18 protein-coding genes and 1 tRNA gene are annotated in these 17,828 nt (G+C 33.9%); 5 read left to right on the forward strand and 14 right to left on the reverse strand.

Going from position 1 to position 17,828, the window contains the following annotated elements:
- Positions 1-6: 6 nt before the first annotated feature.
- The gene (locus tag HMPREF3265_RS07900) at positions 7-354 is read right to left on the reverse strand and encodes a MurR/RpiR family transcriptional regulator (protein WP_070861280.1); all 348 of its coding nucleotides are present in this window, start codon (positions 352-354) and stop codon (positions 7-9) included.
- 188 nt (positions 355-542) lie between these two features.
- On the opposite strand from HMPREF3265_RS07900, the gene HMPREF3265_RS07905 reads away from it, so the two are divergent.
- Entirely contained in the window at positions 543-1,220 is a 678-nt protein-coding gene (locus HMPREF3265_RS07905; RefSeq protein ID WP_037550859.1) for a M15 family metallopeptidase, read from the forward strand.
- A gap of 21 nt (positions 1,221-1,241) precedes the next feature.
- Here HMPREF3265_RS07905 and HMPREF3265_RS12935 read toward each other — a convergent pair whose 3' ends face one another.
- The 5 genes from HMPREF3265_RS12935 to panB form a co-directional block, all read right to left on the reverse strand.
- Positions 1,242-1,394, reverse strand: a complete 153-nt coding sequence (locus tag HMPREF3265_RS12935; protein WP_240556536.1) for a hypothetical protein — start codon at positions 1,392-1,394, stop codon at positions 1,242-1,244.
- A 72-nt stretch (positions 1,395-1,466) separates the two neighbouring features.
- The gene (locus HMPREF3265_RS07910; protein WP_256323924.1) at positions 1,467-2,144 is read right to left on the reverse strand and encodes a hypothetical protein; all 678 of its coding nucleotides are present in this window, start codon (positions 2,142-2,144) and stop codon (positions 1,467-1,469) included.
- A 172-nt stretch (positions 2,145-2,316) separates the two neighbouring features.
- Positions 2,317-2,700: an aspartate 1-decarboxylase gene (gene panD / locus HMPREF3265_RS07915; RefSeq protein ID WP_011274512.1), complete on the reverse strand. Its 384-nt coding sequence runs from the start codon at positions 2,698-2,700 to the stop codon at positions 2,317-2,319.
- Between the two features lie 6 nt (positions 2,701-2,706).
- A complete protein-coding gene (gene panC, locus HMPREF3265_RS07920; protein WP_037550861.1) occupies positions 2,707-3,558 on the reverse strand; it encodes a pantoate--beta-alanine ligase in 852 nt (283 codons plus the stop codon).
- Positions 3,551-4,369, reverse strand: coding sequence for a 3-methyl-2-oxobutanoate hydroxymethyltransferase (panB, locus tag HMPREF3265_RS07925; RefSeq protein ID WP_070440403.1), 819 nt, complete (start codon positions 4,367-4,369; stop codon positions 3,551-3,553). The genes panC and panB overlap by 8 nt, the downstream gene beginning before the upstream one ends.
- A gap of 269 nt (positions 4,370-4,638) precedes the next feature.
- On the opposite strand from panB, the gene HMPREF3265_RS07930 reads away from it, so the two are divergent.
- The gene (locus HMPREF3265_RS07930) at positions 4,639-5,487 is read left to right on the forward strand and encodes an oxidoreductase (RefSeq protein WP_070861282.1); all 849 of its coding nucleotides are present in this window, start codon (positions 4,639-4,641) and stop codon (positions 5,485-5,487) included.
- A gap of 53 nt (positions 5,488-5,540) precedes the next feature.
- Here the strand turns inward: HMPREF3265_RS07930 and HMPREF3265_RS07935 are convergent, their stop codons facing one another.
- From HMPREF3265_RS07935 to HMPREF3265_RS07960, 6 genes are read right to left on the reverse strand one after another with little or no spacing between them, the layout of a single operon-like run.
- Positions 5,541-6,458 carry a D-ribose ABC transporter substrate-binding protein gene (locus HMPREF3265_RS07935; protein ID WP_037550866.1) on the reverse strand — a complete coding sequence of 306 codons (918 nt, stop codon included), beginning with the start codon at positions 6,456-6,458 and terminating at the stop codon, positions 5,541-5,543.
- A 19-nt stretch (positions 6,459-6,477) separates the two neighbouring features.
- On the reverse strand, positions 6,478-7,416 hold the full coding sequence (gene rbsC, locus HMPREF3265_RS07940) for an ABC transporter permease subunit (RefSeq protein WP_037550868.1): 939 nt from the start codon (positions 7,414-7,416) through the stop codon (positions 6,478-6,480).
- Positions 7,397-8,893, reverse strand: coding sequence for a sugar ABC transporter ATP-binding protein (locus HMPREF3265_RS07945; protein ID WP_070861284.1), 1,497 nt, complete (start codon positions 8,891-8,893; stop codon positions 7,397-7,399). Before HMPREF3265_RS07945 ends, rbsC begins: the two co-directional genes overlap by 20 nt.
- A gap of 12 nt (positions 8,894-8,905) precedes the next feature.
- The gene (rbsD, locus tag HMPREF3265_RS07950; protein ID WP_037550872.1) at positions 8,906-9,295 is read right to left on the reverse strand and encodes a D-ribose pyranase; all 390 of its coding nucleotides are present in this window, start codon (positions 9,293-9,295) and stop codon (positions 8,906-8,908) included.
- On the reverse strand, positions 9,288-10,169 hold the full coding sequence (gene rbsK / locus HMPREF3265_RS07955) for a ribokinase (RefSeq protein WP_033079878.1): 882 nt from the start codon (positions 10,167-10,169) through the stop codon (positions 9,288-9,290). Before rbsK ends, rbsD begins: the two co-directional genes overlap by 8 nt.
- Entirely contained in the window at positions 10,166-11,137 is a 972-nt protein-coding gene (locus tag HMPREF3265_RS07960) for a LacI family DNA-binding transcriptional regulator (RefSeq protein WP_037550874.1), read from the reverse strand. The genes rbsK and HMPREF3265_RS07960 overlap by 4 nt, the downstream gene beginning before the upstream one ends.
- A gap of 241 nt (positions 11,138-11,378) precedes the next feature.
- Between HMPREF3265_RS07960 and HMPREF3265_RS07965 the strand changes: the two genes are divergently transcribed.
- The gene (locus tag HMPREF3265_RS07965) at positions 11,379-12,242 is read left to right on the forward strand and encodes an HTH domain-containing protein (protein ID WP_070861286.1); all 864 of its coding nucleotides are present in this window, start codon (positions 11,379-11,381) and stop codon (positions 12,240-12,242) included.
- 326 nt (positions 12,243-12,568) lie between these two features.
- On the opposite strand, the gene HMPREF3265_RS13145 is transcribed toward HMPREF3265_RS07965, so the two are convergent.
- Both HMPREF3265_RS13145 and HMPREF3265_RS07975 read right to left on the reverse strand, forming a co-directional pair.
- Positions 12,569-13,459 (reverse strand): hypothetical protein, encoded by an 891-nt coding sequence (locus tag HMPREF3265_RS13145; RefSeq protein ID WP_370591665.1) that lies wholly within the window; start codon positions 13,457-13,459, stop codon positions 12,569-12,571.
- A gap of 529 nt (positions 13,460-13,988) precedes the next feature.
- Positions 13,989-14,852: a trypsin-like serine peptidase gene (locus tag HMPREF3265_RS07975; protein ID WP_046464629.1), complete on the reverse strand. Its 864-nt coding sequence runs from the start codon at positions 14,850-14,852 to the stop codon at positions 13,989-13,991.
- Between the two features lie 223 nt (positions 14,853-15,075).
- Here HMPREF3265_RS07975 and HMPREF3265_RS07980 point away from each other — a divergent pair.
- A tRNA-Ile gene (locus HMPREF3265_RS07980) sits at positions 15,076-15,165 on the forward strand.
- Between the two features lie 370 nt (positions 15,166-15,535).
- The gene (gene lip, locus HMPREF3265_RS07985) at positions 15,536-17,782 is read left to right on the forward strand and encodes a YSIRK-targeted triacylglycerol lipase (protein ID WP_070485146.1); all 2,247 of its coding nucleotides are present in this window, start codon (positions 15,536-15,538) and stop codon (positions 17,780-17,782) included.
- Positions 17,783-17,828 lie beyond the last annotated feature (46 nt).

Consider the following 17,828-nt stretch of genomic DNA (forward strand, 5'->3'; position numbering starts at 1 on the left):
TATATTTTATTTATAAAAGTGTACTTTGTAAATACTTATTTGAAAGTATTTCTTGCAAAAAAAGCGCTCCATAATTGAATAATCTTTATCTATTTCTGCATAACCACGTTGATAATTCCCCAGTTCGTTTAAGTCATAAGCGATTTTTAGCTTTAAGTCTTGAAAGCCCTTACATTTTAATTTTTTTGATAACCTAACAACCGTTGCCACACTGACGTTTGTTAGGTCTGCTAGTTTTTGTACGGAATAATTAATAATTTCATCTGGATGCTCAAGAATATACTCTGCAACTCTACGTTCCGAGGGATTTAAATCGCTTAAAGATGATTCAATAATAATCAAACTACCATGCAATAAACATCACCTCTAAAAAGAATAATATTTCACTTTAATTACAATTTACAAAATATTATTACATTTGTCAAAATCTAATTTATATGTAATATTGTTATATTTCATCTTAATTCATTTGCTTTTTTATGCTAATCTTACATTGTAATGAATAATATGATATTAAAATATTTTTGGAAAGGAATTATATTGTGAAGAAGTTTCTTTCAATTTTAATTTTGAGTACCTTAATTTTATGTGCATGTAGCTTTGAACGAGACGTAGAAAATAAGAATGATCGTAATGCATCGACTAAAACTACTGGCAATGAACAAAAGAAGAAGGAAGTCATAAACGGTAGAACATACTATGACGGCATTTTAATCGTTAATAAAACAACTAAACTACCATCTGATTACAATCCTGGTGAGGAGCCTAAAGCACAACGTGCATTACAACAAATGTTTACTGATGCTGAAAGAGATGGTGTGAGTCTTTATAAGATTAGTGGATTTAGAAGTTACGAAACACAAGTGAATTTATATAATCAATATGTTGCGCGCGATGGTGAAGAAAATGCAGACCGTTATAGTGCACGTCCTGGCACTTCTGAACACCAAAGTGGGTTAAGTTATGATGTGGGTGCTATTGGATCAGATGCTAATTTACGTGAACAATTTGGAGAAACAAAGGAAGGACAATGGATTGCGCGACATGCGCATCGTTATGGTTTTATCGTGCGTTATCCAAAAGGTAAAGAACAGATCACAGGCTACCAATATGAACCGTGGCATTTGCGTTACCTAGGAAAAAACAATGCGACTAAAGTACAACAATCTGGTCAATCCTTAGAGGAATATGTTAAATATAAAGATCGCTCAGAAAACTAATATATTGCATTCTGAGCGTTTTTATATACTATTCAACTTTTTTTCTTTAACTACATTTCCATTAGCATCGAGCTTTTGAATTTTGTCATTCATATTTCTATAAGAACCAACGATTTCTCCATCTTGATTACGATATCGTACCGACCAATCTTCATTTGAATTAAGTAGCTTCACATCTTCCTATAAATAACCTGAATCTTTTAAACTAATACCTTCAAAGTCTGCAATAATTTGATAGATTTGATTTCAAAGATGTAAACCTACTAAACCCGATCGTTCTATCTCTTTATTAGACATTCCATTCTCGTCATAACTTATTTCAGGATACTTATTATCAATATGCATTTTACTTACTAATTCTGGCAAGGCTTTATTATTTTTTAAATAGACATCTTTTAAATTTACTTCTCTTCCATGTTGCATTAATTCATTATAATCACTGATTGCAGCTTGCGTTCCTCCTAAGAATATCTTCTCATTATTCACACCGATGATGGCAGCGAAACTTCGTTTGTCAGGATATACGGTGTAAAAATGCATATCTTTTGGCGCATTTGTAATAGGTTTATCATATTTAACTAATGTAAAATCAACTAATTTATAGTGTTCCTCTCCAGCTGGATCTATAGGTAAATAAAATCCAGTTAAAATTTCATTTTTCGTTAATGTATATTGGTCAACATGGTCGACACAAAAAGCTAAAGCCAATTTTTCCCTTTCAGAAAAGTTAGGTATAATATCTTTGTTTTTTTCTTCATCCTTCTTTTTAATATCAACCTTATTTTGCTTTTTATTGTCTTTTGTTGTCTTAGTATCCGTTTGTTTCGTGTGAGATTCCGCTTTATTTTCTTTAGATGGTTCAAGTGTACTGCAGGCTGTTAACACTAACTTAAATGTGATGCTAAGTGATAGAAATTTTTTCATTAGCAATCCCTCTAATCTTATAACATTTTTATATAATATTATTATACTATACAAATGTTATAATTTTAGGTGATGTTTATAACACTCTGATACACAGCCCACACAAAAATCCGATAGCTTTTAAGCTACCGGATCAAATCAATTTTGTTATTTAGATTGCTGTCACACTTATTTATTTGATTATTGTTCCTTCTTTTTCATGAATCATTTGAATAATTTCATTCTTTTCATTCATAACAGCCACTTTAGGCGCATGGTCAACTAATTCACGTTCATCTAATTGAACATAGGTCATAATAATCACCACATCGTCAACTTCAACTAATCGAGATGCTGCACCATTAAGACAAATCTTGCCACTACCTCGTTCACCAGCAATAACATATGTTTCAAAGCGGGCACCATTATTGTTATTTACGATGGCTACCTTTTCATTAGGTAAAATGTCGACTGCGTCTAAGATATCGGCATCAATTGTAATACTTCCGACATAATTTAAATTTGATTCAGTCACACGTGCTCTATGAATCTTACCGTTCATCATCGTTCTAATCATAACTTACTATTCACTTCCTAAAATTATATTATCTATCAATCGTGCTTTCGAAAACTTAACAGCTAAAGATATAAAAATTTGTCCTTGTATTTCTGTCGCAACTTCTAAATCAGGGTAACTATAAATTGCAACTTCATCAATGTGACCACTTGTATATTCCGATAAATATGTCTTAATCTCACCAACAATAATATGGCTGCGTCGTTCTCCTTGTTTATACAATGTTTGAGCTATTTCTAAACTTTTACTCAAGTGAACAGCTTCTTGTCTCTCGTCGTCAGTTAAGTATACATTTCGCGAACTACGTGCAAGTCCATCCGCTTCACGTACAATATCAATACCTACAATTTCAATTGGATGATTAAAATCTTCTACCATTTTTTCAACAATTGCGAGCTGTTGTGCATCTTTCTTACCAAAGTATGCTTTATTAGGACTCATAATATTAAATAACTTGTTTACGACCGTAACTACACCATCGAAATGACCTGGACGTTGTGCACCTTCTAAGACTTCCGCTAGACGTCCTACCTTTAACGTGACACTTAGCTTGTTTGGATACATTTCTTCTACTGCTGGATGGAATACATAATCAACATTAATTGCTTCAACTAAGGCTACATCTTGATCAATTTGACGTGGATAGGCATCGAAATCCTCGTTTGGACCAAATTGTAGAGGGTTTACAAATACACTAATTACAGTAATATCATTCTCTTCAACTGAGCGACGCATCATACTCAAATGACCTTCATGTAAGGCTCCCATCGTTGGAACAAAGCCAATCGTTTTACCTGTACGCTTCAATTCCTGTGTAATTTGTTGCATCTCAGATACAGTTTGAATCACTTTAGTCATTGTTGTTTACCTCATTCAATATCTTTTTCTTATATGTGTGGGCTTCAGCTGGAAAAGTGCCTGCCTTAACTTCTTCATCATAATGTATGATGGCATCAATTCCTACTGAAAAATCGCCAAATTGTTTTACAAATTTAGCATAGCGATCAACGCCATAATTTAACATATCGTGATAAACCAATACTTGACCGTCTGTGTCTTTTCCTGCTCCAATACCAATAACGGGTATATCTAATTGCTCACTAATTAAACCAGCTAAGTCACTTGGAATTGCTTCTAATACTAAAGCAACTGCGCCTGCTTCTTGAACTGCATGTGCCTCTTGAATTAACTGTTTAGCCGCATCTTTCGTGCTACCTTGTAATCGATATCCCATAACACCAACGCTTTGTGGCATTAATCCTAGATGCGCTACGATTGGTATTCCAATTTGTGTTGATTTCTTAATGAAATTAACTAAATGTGCACCTTCTGCTTTTAACGCATTGGCATTTGTTTCTTGATAAAGTGTTATCGCATTTTTTAAATCATGTTCATCACTTACACCAACTGCGCCAATTGGTAAGTCCACTACTACAAAAGTATCATCAGCACCTCTACGTACAGCTTTGCCGTGATGGATCATGTCTTCTAATGTCACTTGTGTTGTTGTTTCATAACCTAGTACCGTCATTCCAAGTGAATCACCAACTAAAATCATATCTATATTTGCATCCTGTGCTTGTTTGGCACTTGGAAAGTCATATGCTGTAATCATCGAAATTTTTGTTTTGTCTTGTTTCATTTCAACTAATTTTGCTAAATTTTTCATTTTAAATTAACTCCTATTATTTATGTCCACATTTTTTAACAAAACTTTATAAGTTGCTATCCCATTATTTCAATTCAATATTATATATCAACTTCTATATAAAATCATATCATTTTCTGTTCTAATATTTATCTTTGCTTATCCATCTTTTTAATTAAAAGATTAATTTACATAGAAAAGTAAAATGATTATACTATATGATTATATTTATAGTGCACAAATACTTCTATACATATATGTTTAATTCTAATCAGAAAGGAAGGTTTAAAATGAAAATTGCTGTTATTGGACCTGGTGCGGTTGGTACGACGATTGCTTATGAACTGCAGCAATCACTGCCAAACGTTACATTAATCGGTCGTGCTAATAAGATAATGACCCTCCAACCTGTAAATGAAACTATCAAAGTCCATAGTATTGATGACATAAATACGCAATTTGATGTTATTATCATTGCGGTTAAAACGCACCAACTTAATTCACTAATTCCAAAATTACATCATTTCGCACATAATGAAACGTGCTTTATTTTAGCTCAAAATGGTTATGGCTTATTGCCGCAACTTCCTTTCAAACACAAATATCAGGCAGTCGTATATATAAGTGGCCAAAAATCCGGAAACGAAGTCGTTCATTTTCGAGATTATCGTTTACATTTGCAAAAAGATGATACCACAACGCATTTAAAAGCATTATTCAATACAACCAAAATTGAAATGGTTTTAGAAGACAATATTGAAGAAAAAATTTGGTATAAATTATTAGTGAATTTAGGTATTAATTCTATAACTGCACTTGGTCACAATACTGCTCAAATCTTAAAAATTAACGAAGTCAAACATCTATGTCGTCAACTATTAAAAGAAGGACACCAAGTAGCCGAAGCATCAGGTATACAGTTTCCAAATACAATCGTCGATGACATTATACAAATTTATGCTGGCTATCCTGATCATATGGGAACAAGTATGTATTACGATATAATCAATCATCAGCCATTAGAAGTCGAAGCAATACAAGGTTTTATCTTTAAACAGGCAAAATCTCATAACGTGAACACACCACATCTAGATACAGTTTATGCATTGTTACGTTCTCATCAATCACTTATTAATTAAAAAAGATTCTGAGATGACTTACCGTCTCAGAATCTTTTTTATTTCAAACATATTTAGTTCTTACTTTGTTTCAATTTTAATGGCACTTTGATTTGTTTATCTACAGAGTCGCCTTTCATTAGTCCATTGACCACTTTAATTGCTTCTTTACCCATAAGTTCAGGTTGTTGAGCTATTGTCGCATCTAGTTTGCCATTTTTTATTGATTTCATTGCATCTTCGTTGCCATCAAATCCAATGACTTGAATATCCTTATCCCCAATTGCTTCGATTGCACCAAGTGCCATTTCATCATTTTGAGCAAAGATAGCTTTAATGTCAGGATGTGCTTCTAACATGTTTTGCGTTACGTTTAATCCTTCTGCTCTATCAAACTTAGCACTTTGTTTAGCAATTACTTTTAACTGTTTATCTGCAATTTCATGGAACCCTTTACCTCTTTCTCTCGTTGCACTTGCACCTGGAACTCCTTCAAGTTCTCCAACTTTTGCATTTTTACCTACTTTATCAACTAAGTAGTTGCCAGCCATTTTACCGCCTTCAACGTTATCTGATGCAATAAATGACGCAACTTCGCCTTTATCAACAGATCTATCTAACGTGATTACTGGAATACCCTCATTGTTCGCTGACTCCACAGCACTTGAAATCGCACTTGAATCTGTTGGGTTAACAATTAAGTAATCAACTTGTTGTTGAATTAAATCTTCAATGTCATTCGTTTGTTTAGCTGAATCATCCCGAGCATCTACAACTTTAACTTTCATACCTTGTGCTTTAGCATCTTTTTCAATTCCATTTTTAATTTTAACGAAGAATGGATTATTTAAAGTTGAAATACTTACGCCTATTGTAATTTCTGATTTTTTCTTATTTGTTTTACCATTTTTATCATTCTTCAATGGTGATTCTAAGGAACATGCTGCTAAAAATAGGACAAGTGCTAATGTCATGGCTAATAATTTTTTCATATTGTTATCCTGCTTTCTCTTATTTTTTACGATCAATTAATACCGCAATTAAAATAACTACACCTTTAACGACTTGTTGATAGAATGAAGAAACACCAAGTAAATTTAATCCATTATTTAAAACACCTATAATAAGTACACCTATTAATGTTCCAACAATTCGTCCTTTACCACCTGTTAATGACGTACCACCAAGTACTACGGCAGCAATGGCATCTAACTCATAAGAAGTACCTGCTGTTGGTTGTGCAGAATTTAAACGTGATGTTAATATGCCTCCGGCTAACGCTGACATTAGCCCTGAAATTCCATAAATTAAAATTTTAATTTTATTAACTTTGATACCTGAAATTTTAGCAGCTACTTCATTTCCACCAATCGCATATGTATGGCGTCCAAATGTTGTTTTTTGAAGAAGAATAAGCAAAATCACAAACACGATAATCATTGTTACTGCTGGTACTGGAATACCGATAAAGTAGCCTTTACCAAATAATTGGAATAAATAACTATCCCCTAAATTTGTTATTGGATTTCCGTCAGTAATAACTAATGTTAATCCACGGAAAATCGTCATCGTCGCAAGTGTTGCAATAAATGGCGCCATATTTCCTTTAGTAACTAATAAACCATTTACTGCACCTAAAACAAAACCAATCAGTACGCCAATAATTAATGCAATTATTGGGTCAACACCACTCGTAATCATTAATGCAATAAACGCCGATGACAATGCAAGAATTGAACCAACTGATAAGTCTATACCGCCAGTTAAGATAATGAATGTCATACCAAAGGCAATCAGACCATTGATAGAAATTTGTCTTAATAAATTGAGTAAATTAGATAAATCTAAAAATGATGGGTTTAAAATACTCACTACAATAATTAATAAAATCAAACCAATAAATGGAATAATCTTTTCCATGAACGATGTTTTAGCTGTTAACTGTTTCATTTAAAGTTCCCCCTGTAGCTAAAGTCATAATATTTTTTTCTGTAATTTCATTTCCTGTAAGATCCCCTTTGATATTACCTTCATGAACGACCATCACTCTATCGCTCATACCAATGACTTCAGGCAATTCAGATGAGACCATAATAATAGACACACCACGATCCGTGAGTTCATTCATAAGTTGATAAATTTCTCTTTTTGCTCCGACATCAATACCTCGTGTAGGCTCATCTAAAATAATGATTTGCGCGCCGGTACCAATCCACTTTGCTAATACGACCTTTTGTTGATTACCACCTGATAATGAGCCGGCCGGCAGTCTACCTGGAGATTTAATATTGAGTCTTTTACGCATCGTATCAACAAATTGCTCAGAACTTTTATCGTCTACGATGCCATGTTTTGAAAAGCTAAATAATGAAGGTAACACCATATTGTCTTTAATGGAGAAGTCTAAGATTAACCCTTCTTCTTTACGATTCTCAGTTATAAAAGCAAGTCCATGTTTCATCGCTTCGATTGGAGACGTTATAGATACTGTTTGTCCTTTAATTTCAATTTCATTATCTGCTTTATCGACACCGAATAAACTTCTCATCATCTCAGTCCGACCTGCCCCCATTAGACCACTCACGCCCAATATTTCACCTTCTTTAAGATAAAATGATTGATTCTCAATATGATGTAGCGGATTATTGAGACGTTTTACGTTTAAAACAACATCTTGTGGTTCATACGTTCTATGTGGAAACTGTTCATCTAGTTCACGTCCAACCATTGCTTTAACAATTTGGTTGTATGTTAGATTTGCCGTTTCATCATACATAACAGAGACACCATCACGCATCACCGTTATTTCATCTGAAATCTCAAAAATTTCAGCCATTCTATGTGAAATGTATACAAAGGCCACACCTTTAGCTTTTAAATTATGAATCATGTCGAACAATCGACGTATTTCTTTATCTGTTAATGTTGCTGTTGGTTCATCCATAATAATGATTTGTGCTTTAGTCATCATCGCTTTAGCTATTTCTATCATTTGTTGCTCACCAATTGAGCAATCTTTGACCACTTTGTTTAATGGAATGTAGAAATCTAATTCTTTAAACACTTGCTCAGCTTGTTGCTTCATTTCTTTTTTATTTAGTATTCCTATTTTGTTTCTGATTTCTTTTCCAACGAATAAATTATCAAGCACTGTTAATTCTGGATATAAATTCAATTCTTGGTGAATAAATGTTAATCCTTTTTCTTCCGCTTCTTTAGGATTGTTATAGTCGATCTCAATATCAGAATTAGTGATAACACCTTGATCTTTTTTATGAATCCCAACTAGAATTTTCATGAGTGTTGATTTACCAGCCCCGTTTTCTCCCATTAGTGCATGCACTGTACCTAGCTTTAGAGTAAAATCAACACCCTTTAGAACCTCGTTGTCCCCGAAGGCTTTATGGATATTAGTCATTTGAATCATTAATTTCACCCCTTAAAATATGACACCACTTTGAAGTATGATGTTTGCATATGGCGTTGCTTCCCCTGTACGAATAATTGTTTTAGCGTTTTTAGTTAATGCTTTAAATGTTTCGTGATTAACTTGTTCTATTTCTGAAAAGTCCTTTGTCACTTGTTCAAAGATAGGTGCATTGTCTACTTCCATTTCTTCAGCTATCGTTACGTGTTCAATTTCCATATGTTGCTTAAGTACTTCATAAACTTCTAGAAAACTTGGCTGTCCCAATGTTAAAGCAAGGTCAATCTTCTTAACGTCTTTAGGAACGGGTAACCCACAATCAGCTATTACAATTTGATCTGTATGTCCTAAATCACTGAGTACTTTTGAAATGTCGCTGTTTAATATGCCTGTTTTATACATCTAATTCACCTGCAATTTCTGAAAAGGTTGGCATGCCACCTTGAGCGCCCATACCTGTTACTGAATGACTTGCTGCTAAATTCGCAAGTTTAAGTGCTTGTGCAATTGAATATCCTCTTTGTAATCCTACTGCGAAAGCCCCATTGAATGTATCCCCAGCACCTGTTGTATCTTTAACTTCTCGCTTAAATCCATCAATTTGAACCTTTTCAGTGCCGTTATGATACATAGCACCTTTATCTCCTAATGTAATTATTAACTTGTTAGGGTAACGCTCTAATGCTTTATCAATATCAGTCTGGAACATCGCATTGCTTTCTGTTTCATTAGGTGTAATGTACGTCGCTTTATCAATAACATCTGCCTCTACTTCTCGGAATGGCGCTGGGTTAAGAATTGATATCATATCGTGTTCATCGCAATATAATACGACATCTCTTACTGTTTCAGCGGGAATTTCTTGTTGAATTAAAACAATGTCACCTGCTTGAGCTTGACTTAAAGCTTCCAACGCGTAATCTGACGTAACATAGTTATTAGCTGAAGGTACAACGATGATACTATTATCATTGTCAGATAAAGTGATATGTGCCGTACCAGATGCAGAATGTGTAACGGGTTTCAGAAATGCCGTTAAAACATGATTGTCTTCTAAGTTTGTAAAAATTTGATTCCCGAAATCATCATCACCGATGCGTCCTACCATATAAACATCATCACCGAGTCTTGCAGCTGCTACTGCTTGGTTTGCCCCTTTTCCACCAGGTGTCGTAAAGAATGACTCACCTAGAACGGTTTCACCTTTACTCGGTACTTTATTTGTAGAAACTACTAAATCAATAGATAAGCTTCCAACTACATATATACTTGTCATTTTTTCTTCCTCCTTGTAGATTCTCTATGAATGACATCAACATCTAATACGACTTTCGTCGTTATGTCATTGTGTTCTAATTGATTAATCAAACCTAATGCTGCTTGTTTCCCTATTTCATACGCAGGTTGTTCTATCGTTGTTAGACTTGGATAAAATAACTTGGCTAATGGAATATCATCATATCCAATGACTTGTACATCATCTGGAATATGGAAGTGTAAATCATGTAACCATTTCATGATTTTAAGCGCAGTTACGTCGTTACTACATATCACACTATCGATATGGTTATGGTTAACATATGCTTTCAGTTTATCAATTGTGATGTCATGCTCATTCTCAATCCATAATTGAATGTCATGATTCTTTAGAGTAGTCCTTGCACCATTAAATCGTTCTTCAAAAGAGCGATAATTCAAGTCTTGATGCAACAATAGTACACGCTGTGCATTTCCTTTAATAATTGTCTCAGCTTGTAGTTTCCCACCTTTATAATGGTCCGCTTCTATACATTGCTGATTATCTGTTACACGGTCAATTAGTACATAGGGTAATTGATATGAATTAAACTGATCAAAGGCAAATTGAGTTGATAACTGTGAAACAATGACGCCACTACAATTATTCACTTTAAAAGTGGTTAGATAGTTTAGTTCTTTATGTTCTTGCATTTCACCATTGCCAATCATGACGTGATACCCTTTTTGAATTGCTGTGTCCTCTACACCTTTAGCAACAATTGTAAAGAACGGGTTACTCATATCTGGTAAAAGCAGTCCAATTGTTTTTGATTTTTTGGTAAATAAAGTTCTTGCAGTCTCATTAGGATAATAATCTAATTCTTTGATGACTTGTTCAATTCTTTTACGTGTTGCTTCCTTCACATAACCACTTTTATTAATCACTCTTGAGACTGTGGCTACTGACACATTTGCTTGTTGAGCCACTTCTTTAATCGTTCTCACTTTGCCACCCCTTTTGTGTAACCGCTTACATAAAAATTTATCACTTTTTTCTTTTAAATGCAATATTAAATAAAACATTTATAAATTAACTCTTTTGTGAATGGATGTCGTCTTAATATTTATGTTTATTGATATATCGCTACTTTTTAATTTTGGAATTATACACATCGTAAAAAGAATATGATACTATATAATTAATTTTCAAAGTAAATATAGAATTGATGCAAAGGGGACCCAATTCTTGGATAAATCAACTCGTATACTCAATATTTTAACTTTGCTTCTTAAAGGTCACGTTGTTACGCAACACGACTTAAATCAATTTACTGATGTGAGTAAGAAATCGATACAGCGTGATATTAAAACTATTAACACATTCTTTTATGAAAATAAGTTTTGGAGTCATAGTAATACTAGAGTCGTTTATAATCATCAATTGGCAGGATATGAACTTAAGCAGAAAACACAAAGTAAACATAGTTTAGGCATCCTTAGTTTACTCATTAAACTTCAAAGTTTAACACCCATATTGCATCACGATATTCACAAATTTTTACTTAGCTCAATTAGTTCAATGAAGGTTTCAGATAAACACGTTTTAATGAGTACGTTAAATCAATTTAAAATTAGACAGGAATTATTGCCCGGGAAAAATCTTATGATTTTACAAAAAGCGATTGTGAATAAAGGTATTGTTCGCATCGAGCTTAAAGATAAAAAGATAGTCATTAAACCATTATCTATTTTGTATATGCATTATGATTATTGGTTTACGTATGAAGAAGATCATGAAATTGAGACGATTCTACTTCGTGATATCTTGTCTGTGAAAGTTTTAAATTTGAAATTCAAGAAGGATGGCACTTGTAATCCTGTTTTATTCCAAATGCACACACACTTTTGGAACCAATTCCAACAGCAATTTTCTATTAAAGAAGTTGTTGAACGAAGTGAGGATTATATTACAGTATGGGTGAATTGTACGCGTTTCGATGCGTACTACATTGCTTATCAATTAGCGCCACATGCTAAGATTCTGAAACCACAATCGTATATTGATAGTTTTGTAGAAAGATTAGATGAGATTAAAGGTATTTATAAATAATGAAAGTGTTCGATAAAGTAGTTTATAGATAGATTTCGCTTGCTTGAGTTATTTCTCTTTTCAGCGGGAAAGGCTCTAAAGCAGTTCTTTGATTTTAATCATTAGAACTACTTACTTAAGCGTATAAACACTTAAGATCCTTTTCCCCAGCTTGCTTTGCTTGTAGATTTTCTTGTTGAAAATCTCTTTGCTGGGGCCCCACGCGCAACAATATACATAATTCATCTATGTATCTCCAAAATACAATAAAATTAGGCACTTCGTTAATTTGGTTAACATCACTATGCTAAATTAACGAGGTGCCTTATATTGTTTATTTTAAAGGTTTATTCTTCTTCGCCGTTTTCATCATATTTCGTAACGCTACCGTCTGAGGTTACAATATATGATCCAGCTAATTCACCATTTTTATCAGTAAATGAGAAACCCCAATCTCCGTCAGAATTTTTTTCTGGTTCTTTATATGTGTATGTGTCCGTATCTAAAGTATGCCCTTCGTATTCTTCGACTTTATCAATGACATTATCACGTGTCACCGTTTCGTCACTTGAACTACTATCAGAGTCTTCTGAGCTACTGTCATCTGAATTTGAACTATCATAATGTTCAGGTTGTCTAGGCGTATCAGATGTAATGTAACTTGCTACTTTTTCAATATCTGAATCTGAAGCATTCTTAATCTTCTTTGTTTGACCATTTTTCAAAATTCGAGCTGTTTCTTGTTTAGAGTAGCCATCTTCGGTCCAACGATGGTCTTGGAAATGACTTGGTACATCGTAAAATGTGACTGTCCCATCATTATTATCTTTAAAAGTAATGTGACCTAGAGCTGTAACGGATGGACTTAATACAACGGTTCCTTCAGGATACACTTCTGAAGCATCTTCATTATATGGATTAATCGGTTCACCGGACATATCTACAGGTTCATACGTATGGTCCTCTCCGTTAAATATGTCATCTGCGTCATTTCGTGCTGTCAGCCATATTTTAGCAAAGTATTCTTTCGTATTTTTATTATTACTATTAGCAGAATGTGCACTATTAGAACCACCACTAATAGAAATTTGTTTTGCGACTTTTTTATAATCTGAATCTTTGCCATATTTATGATATAAATCTTTAACATCAAGTTCATGTCCTAAGTCAGATTGAATAAATTGTCGGTATTTGCCTGTACTTTGTGTACCTATTACTGCTACTTTATCATCACTCACACCGATTAACGTCGCAAAGGATCCTTTGCTAGGTGAGGCACTATAAAATGTCATCCCTTCTGGTGCGTCTTCAACTGCTTCTCCAGTTGCTTGTAATTCGTATTTATCTATACTTTGTTGCTTTTTCCCAGTATTACTATTTTCAATATATGAATGACGCTTTAAATCATTGGCAGTTATAGCTACATTAGATACACTGTCATCACTTAGCGCTAATGCGACTTTCTCAGCTTGATTTAAATCTTTAACACTGTTTACTGAATTCACATCATTATTTTTCTTGTTATCATTAGTGCTATTATCAGATTTCGAATTACTATCTTTATTCGATTTATCCGTTTGTGATGATTTGTTGTTATCTTCGGATGCTTCATTTCCAAGTCCAAAATCACTTAAACTACAACCAGCTAATAACATTGTTCCAGTAAGCGTACCAATCATTAAATAATTTCTCTTCATTTCTCTCCACCCTTTATTCCCTTTGTATAATAAATTGCGAAACGCTTGTAATTCAATTTATTCAATCAAATTACTTAATATGTTGACGAACAAATTTGCCAGCATATCCTTTGAAAGACTCTCCTCCAGAAGCTTCTTGCTTAGCATACATATCGGTCGCAGTACCACCTAAATTGTGTCCATACGTTCTCATACCGTACATTGTAGTATATTTGCTATTTAACATAGGCGAACCTGACGCACCTGATCTAAAAATGTCTTTCGTTTGAATTTCTGAACCATTAGGAGAAAATTGTGTTACGCGAAATTTACTAAGATATGGTTTCGTATTGTCGCCATTAATTTTTGAGTAACCTAATGAATATAGAGGTGTATTAAATTTCAATTTCTTAATTTCAGAATCTGTCGCAATACGCATTGGTTTAGCATACTTCGACATATTTTCTTTAGTGTGGACTATCGCAATATCATATTGCGGTACCTTAATGACTTCATTTGCATGAAAAGTATAAGGTATTGATTTACCATTACGATTCAATTGAAATTTAATATATTTTGGTGCTGCAGCTTTACCATATTTATCATCAATAACATGTCCATTTGTAACAAAGGTATGCGCACCAATAACCGTACCAGTACCCATTGAGTCTTGACCTTTATATTCTGGAATCCCCACTTTCCAACCATTTAAATTCGAAACACGACCAATAGATTTCAAATTACTTTGGGATGCCTTTGGATAATATTTGTTTGAAATTGAACTGTTACTGATCTTTTTAGCTTTTAAATATCCTGAGTACTCACCTGCATGTAAGCCATCATAATAATAGTTACCAACAGCTTGCGCGTCATCATGATGACCGGCATAACCAAACATCGTTGTTCCAATCACTACACTTGCAATAAATGTTTTACCAAATTTTGATTTCCACATATTATTCTCCTCAATACCTTTCTTTTATATAGCTATGTCATGACATACATCGCTCAATATAATAATTATTCAATATTATTATATGATATTAGTCGGACAATATGCGTCTTTAGATGTATTAATTAATAAAACTTTAGACTTATTTTTTTAATTTAATAACAAAAGCAAAGTATTTTTTGTTTACAAAATAAAGTGATAGAGGTAAAATGTAAAATATATTTATGGAGGGGTACTCAAGCCTGGCTAAAGAGGCCAATCATTTATGATTGGTAGGAGCTTTTTGCTCGCGTTGGTTCAAATCCTTCCCTCTCCGCTATTTTACGACTGAAACGATTATCGTTTCAGTCTTTTTTATGATTTAAAGATCGTTCCAACTCGTTGCCATATAAAAACGATTCCTACTAAGTCATTGACAATTGTTAGTGAGCAAGGTTACTATTTGTTTAAATTACTTTGAAAGAGATACGTTTTTTCACTTAAGGTATCCTCGCAATACATATTTTTTTACCTCGTTTTGTAAACGCTTTCTCTTTTAAAATGAAAGGGAGGTCATTATGGAAGCTATTAAAGCGATCTTTAGCAAATTGTTTGAATTCTTGCCACGAGCAATCATTAATTTATTTATCTAATATGGATTCATAGATTTTCATTTTCAAAAATTAAATACAATAGAGGTGCTGTTTATGAAAACAAGAGAGAACAGATTTAGTATTCGTAAATTGAGCGTAGGCGCGTCATCAGTTGTAGTAGCAACGTTGCTATTCATGGGAGGTGGCTCAGCACAGGCAGCCGAGAAACAACAGGAAGTGGGAACTCCTGAAACGGCGTCAGCACAATCTATTGGGGATAAAGACACATACGCGACTCAAAAGGGACAAGTTCAATCAACTGAACAAGATAAGTCGCAAGCGTCTCAAACTGAAAATAATACAAATAATTCACAAACTAGCTTACATAATGAACATAATCAAACTGACGATGCATCTACAACGAATGAAACTACTACAACTTCAAATGAGACGCATCAAAGTACCACTGTAAAATCTGAGAAGCCAGCTTCAAATAGCGATAACCAACAAACTGAAGCTAAACAAACTTCTAAACAATCACTTTCAACTGATACACAAACTTCTAAACCAACTACTAACGACGGCATAACAAAGCAACAATCTGAATCATCTAAACAGGAAGAACCGTCAACGCAATCAACTGATACAGCTTCTAAAGAAGACGACACAATTAAGAAAACAATTGCACATACGCAATCACAAACTGATAAAACGTCTGATAATAAAAAAGAAGCATTAAATCAACTACATTCAAATGTTGTTAAATCTGAAGATGCAAATACTTCTTCAAATGAAACTAATCCAAACACAATTAAATCAACTGAACAACAACAGTCAATAGAATCAAATACATCAGATAAACCAAAAGTCAACAATCAACAAGCACAATCACAACCAAAGGATAATGACGACAATCAAGGTGACGCACTTAAAACCGCAACACAATCTCAGCAACAAACGTTAACTAAGAAGGAAGCGACAACCTCTGAAGTAACGAATCGTCTTAATACACAAAATAGCGATAATAATATTTCAATTGATGGGCAAACTAACCCTACTTTAGATGGTGATAAGTCTTCTAAACAAAATAAAGATGCACAATCTGGGTTAAATACACTTAAAAATAACGCAGTCGCAACGACAAACACTCAATCTAAATCACAAGCTGCAACTGGAACGAAAGATCAAACCAATAAAGTTGCGAAACAAGCTCAGTATAAAAATCAAGACCCTATTATTTTAGTTCACGGATTTAATGGTTTTACTGATGACATAAACCCATCCGTACTAGCGCACTATTGGGGGGGCGGTAAATTAAACATACGCCAGGATTTAGAAGAAAACGGCTATGAATCTTATGAAGCGAGCATTAGTGCGTTTGGTAGTAACTACGATCGTGCTGTCGAACTTTATTACTATATTAAAGGTGGAACTGTGGATTATGGTGCTGCACACGCTGCCAAATATGGTCATGAACGTTACGGTAAAACATATGAAGGCGTATATAAAGATTGGCAACCAGGCCAAAAAGTACATCTTGTAGGACATAGTATGGGCGGTCAAACGATTCGTCAATTAGAATCATTATTAAGAAATGGTAATCCAGAAGAACAAGAATATCAACGTGTACATGGTGGCGATATTTCACCTTTATATCAAGGTCAAAACGATAATATGATTTCATCAATTACGACACTTGGAACGCCACATAACGGCACACATGCGTCAGATTTATTAGGTAACGAAGCGCTTATTCGTCAAGTTGTCTTTGACGTAGGAAAAGTACTTGGCAATAAAGATTCACGTGTAGACTTCGGTCTGTCTCAATGGGGTCTAAAACAACAGCCTAACGAGTCTTACGTTGACTATGTCAAACGTGTTAAAGATTCAAAATTATGGCAAACCAAAGACAATGGCTTTTATGATTTAACACGTGAAGGTGCGACAAATCTTAATCGTCAAACATCATTAAACCCTAACATTGTGTATAAAACTTACACAGGAGAATCAACACATGCATCGTTGTTCGGACGTCAAAAATCTGATTTAAATTTATTCTTCCCATTTACCCTTACTGCTAATGTAATTGGTAAAGCAGCTGAAAAAGAATGGCGAGAAAATGATGGCTTAGTGTCTGTTATTTCATCACAACATCCATTTAATCAAGCTTATACACAAGCAACGGATACAAATCAAAAAGGTATTTGGCAAGTAACACCAACAAAACATGATTGGGATCATGTAGATTTTGTCGGCCAAGATAGTACTGACACAAAACGCACTAGAGCTGAATTACAACAATTTTGGCATGACTTAGCAGATGATTTAGTTCAAAGTGAGAATTTAACACGCAACGCTTAATACATTTCAAGTTTAATCAAGAGGAGGTCTCGTTATGTCTGGTACT

It is taken from the genome of Staphylococcus sp. HMSC62B09 (assembly GCF_001839115.1).
Taxonomy (GTDB): domain Bacteria; phylum Bacillota; class Bacilli; order Staphylococcales; family Staphylococcaceae; genus Staphylococcus; species Staphylococcus haemolyticus.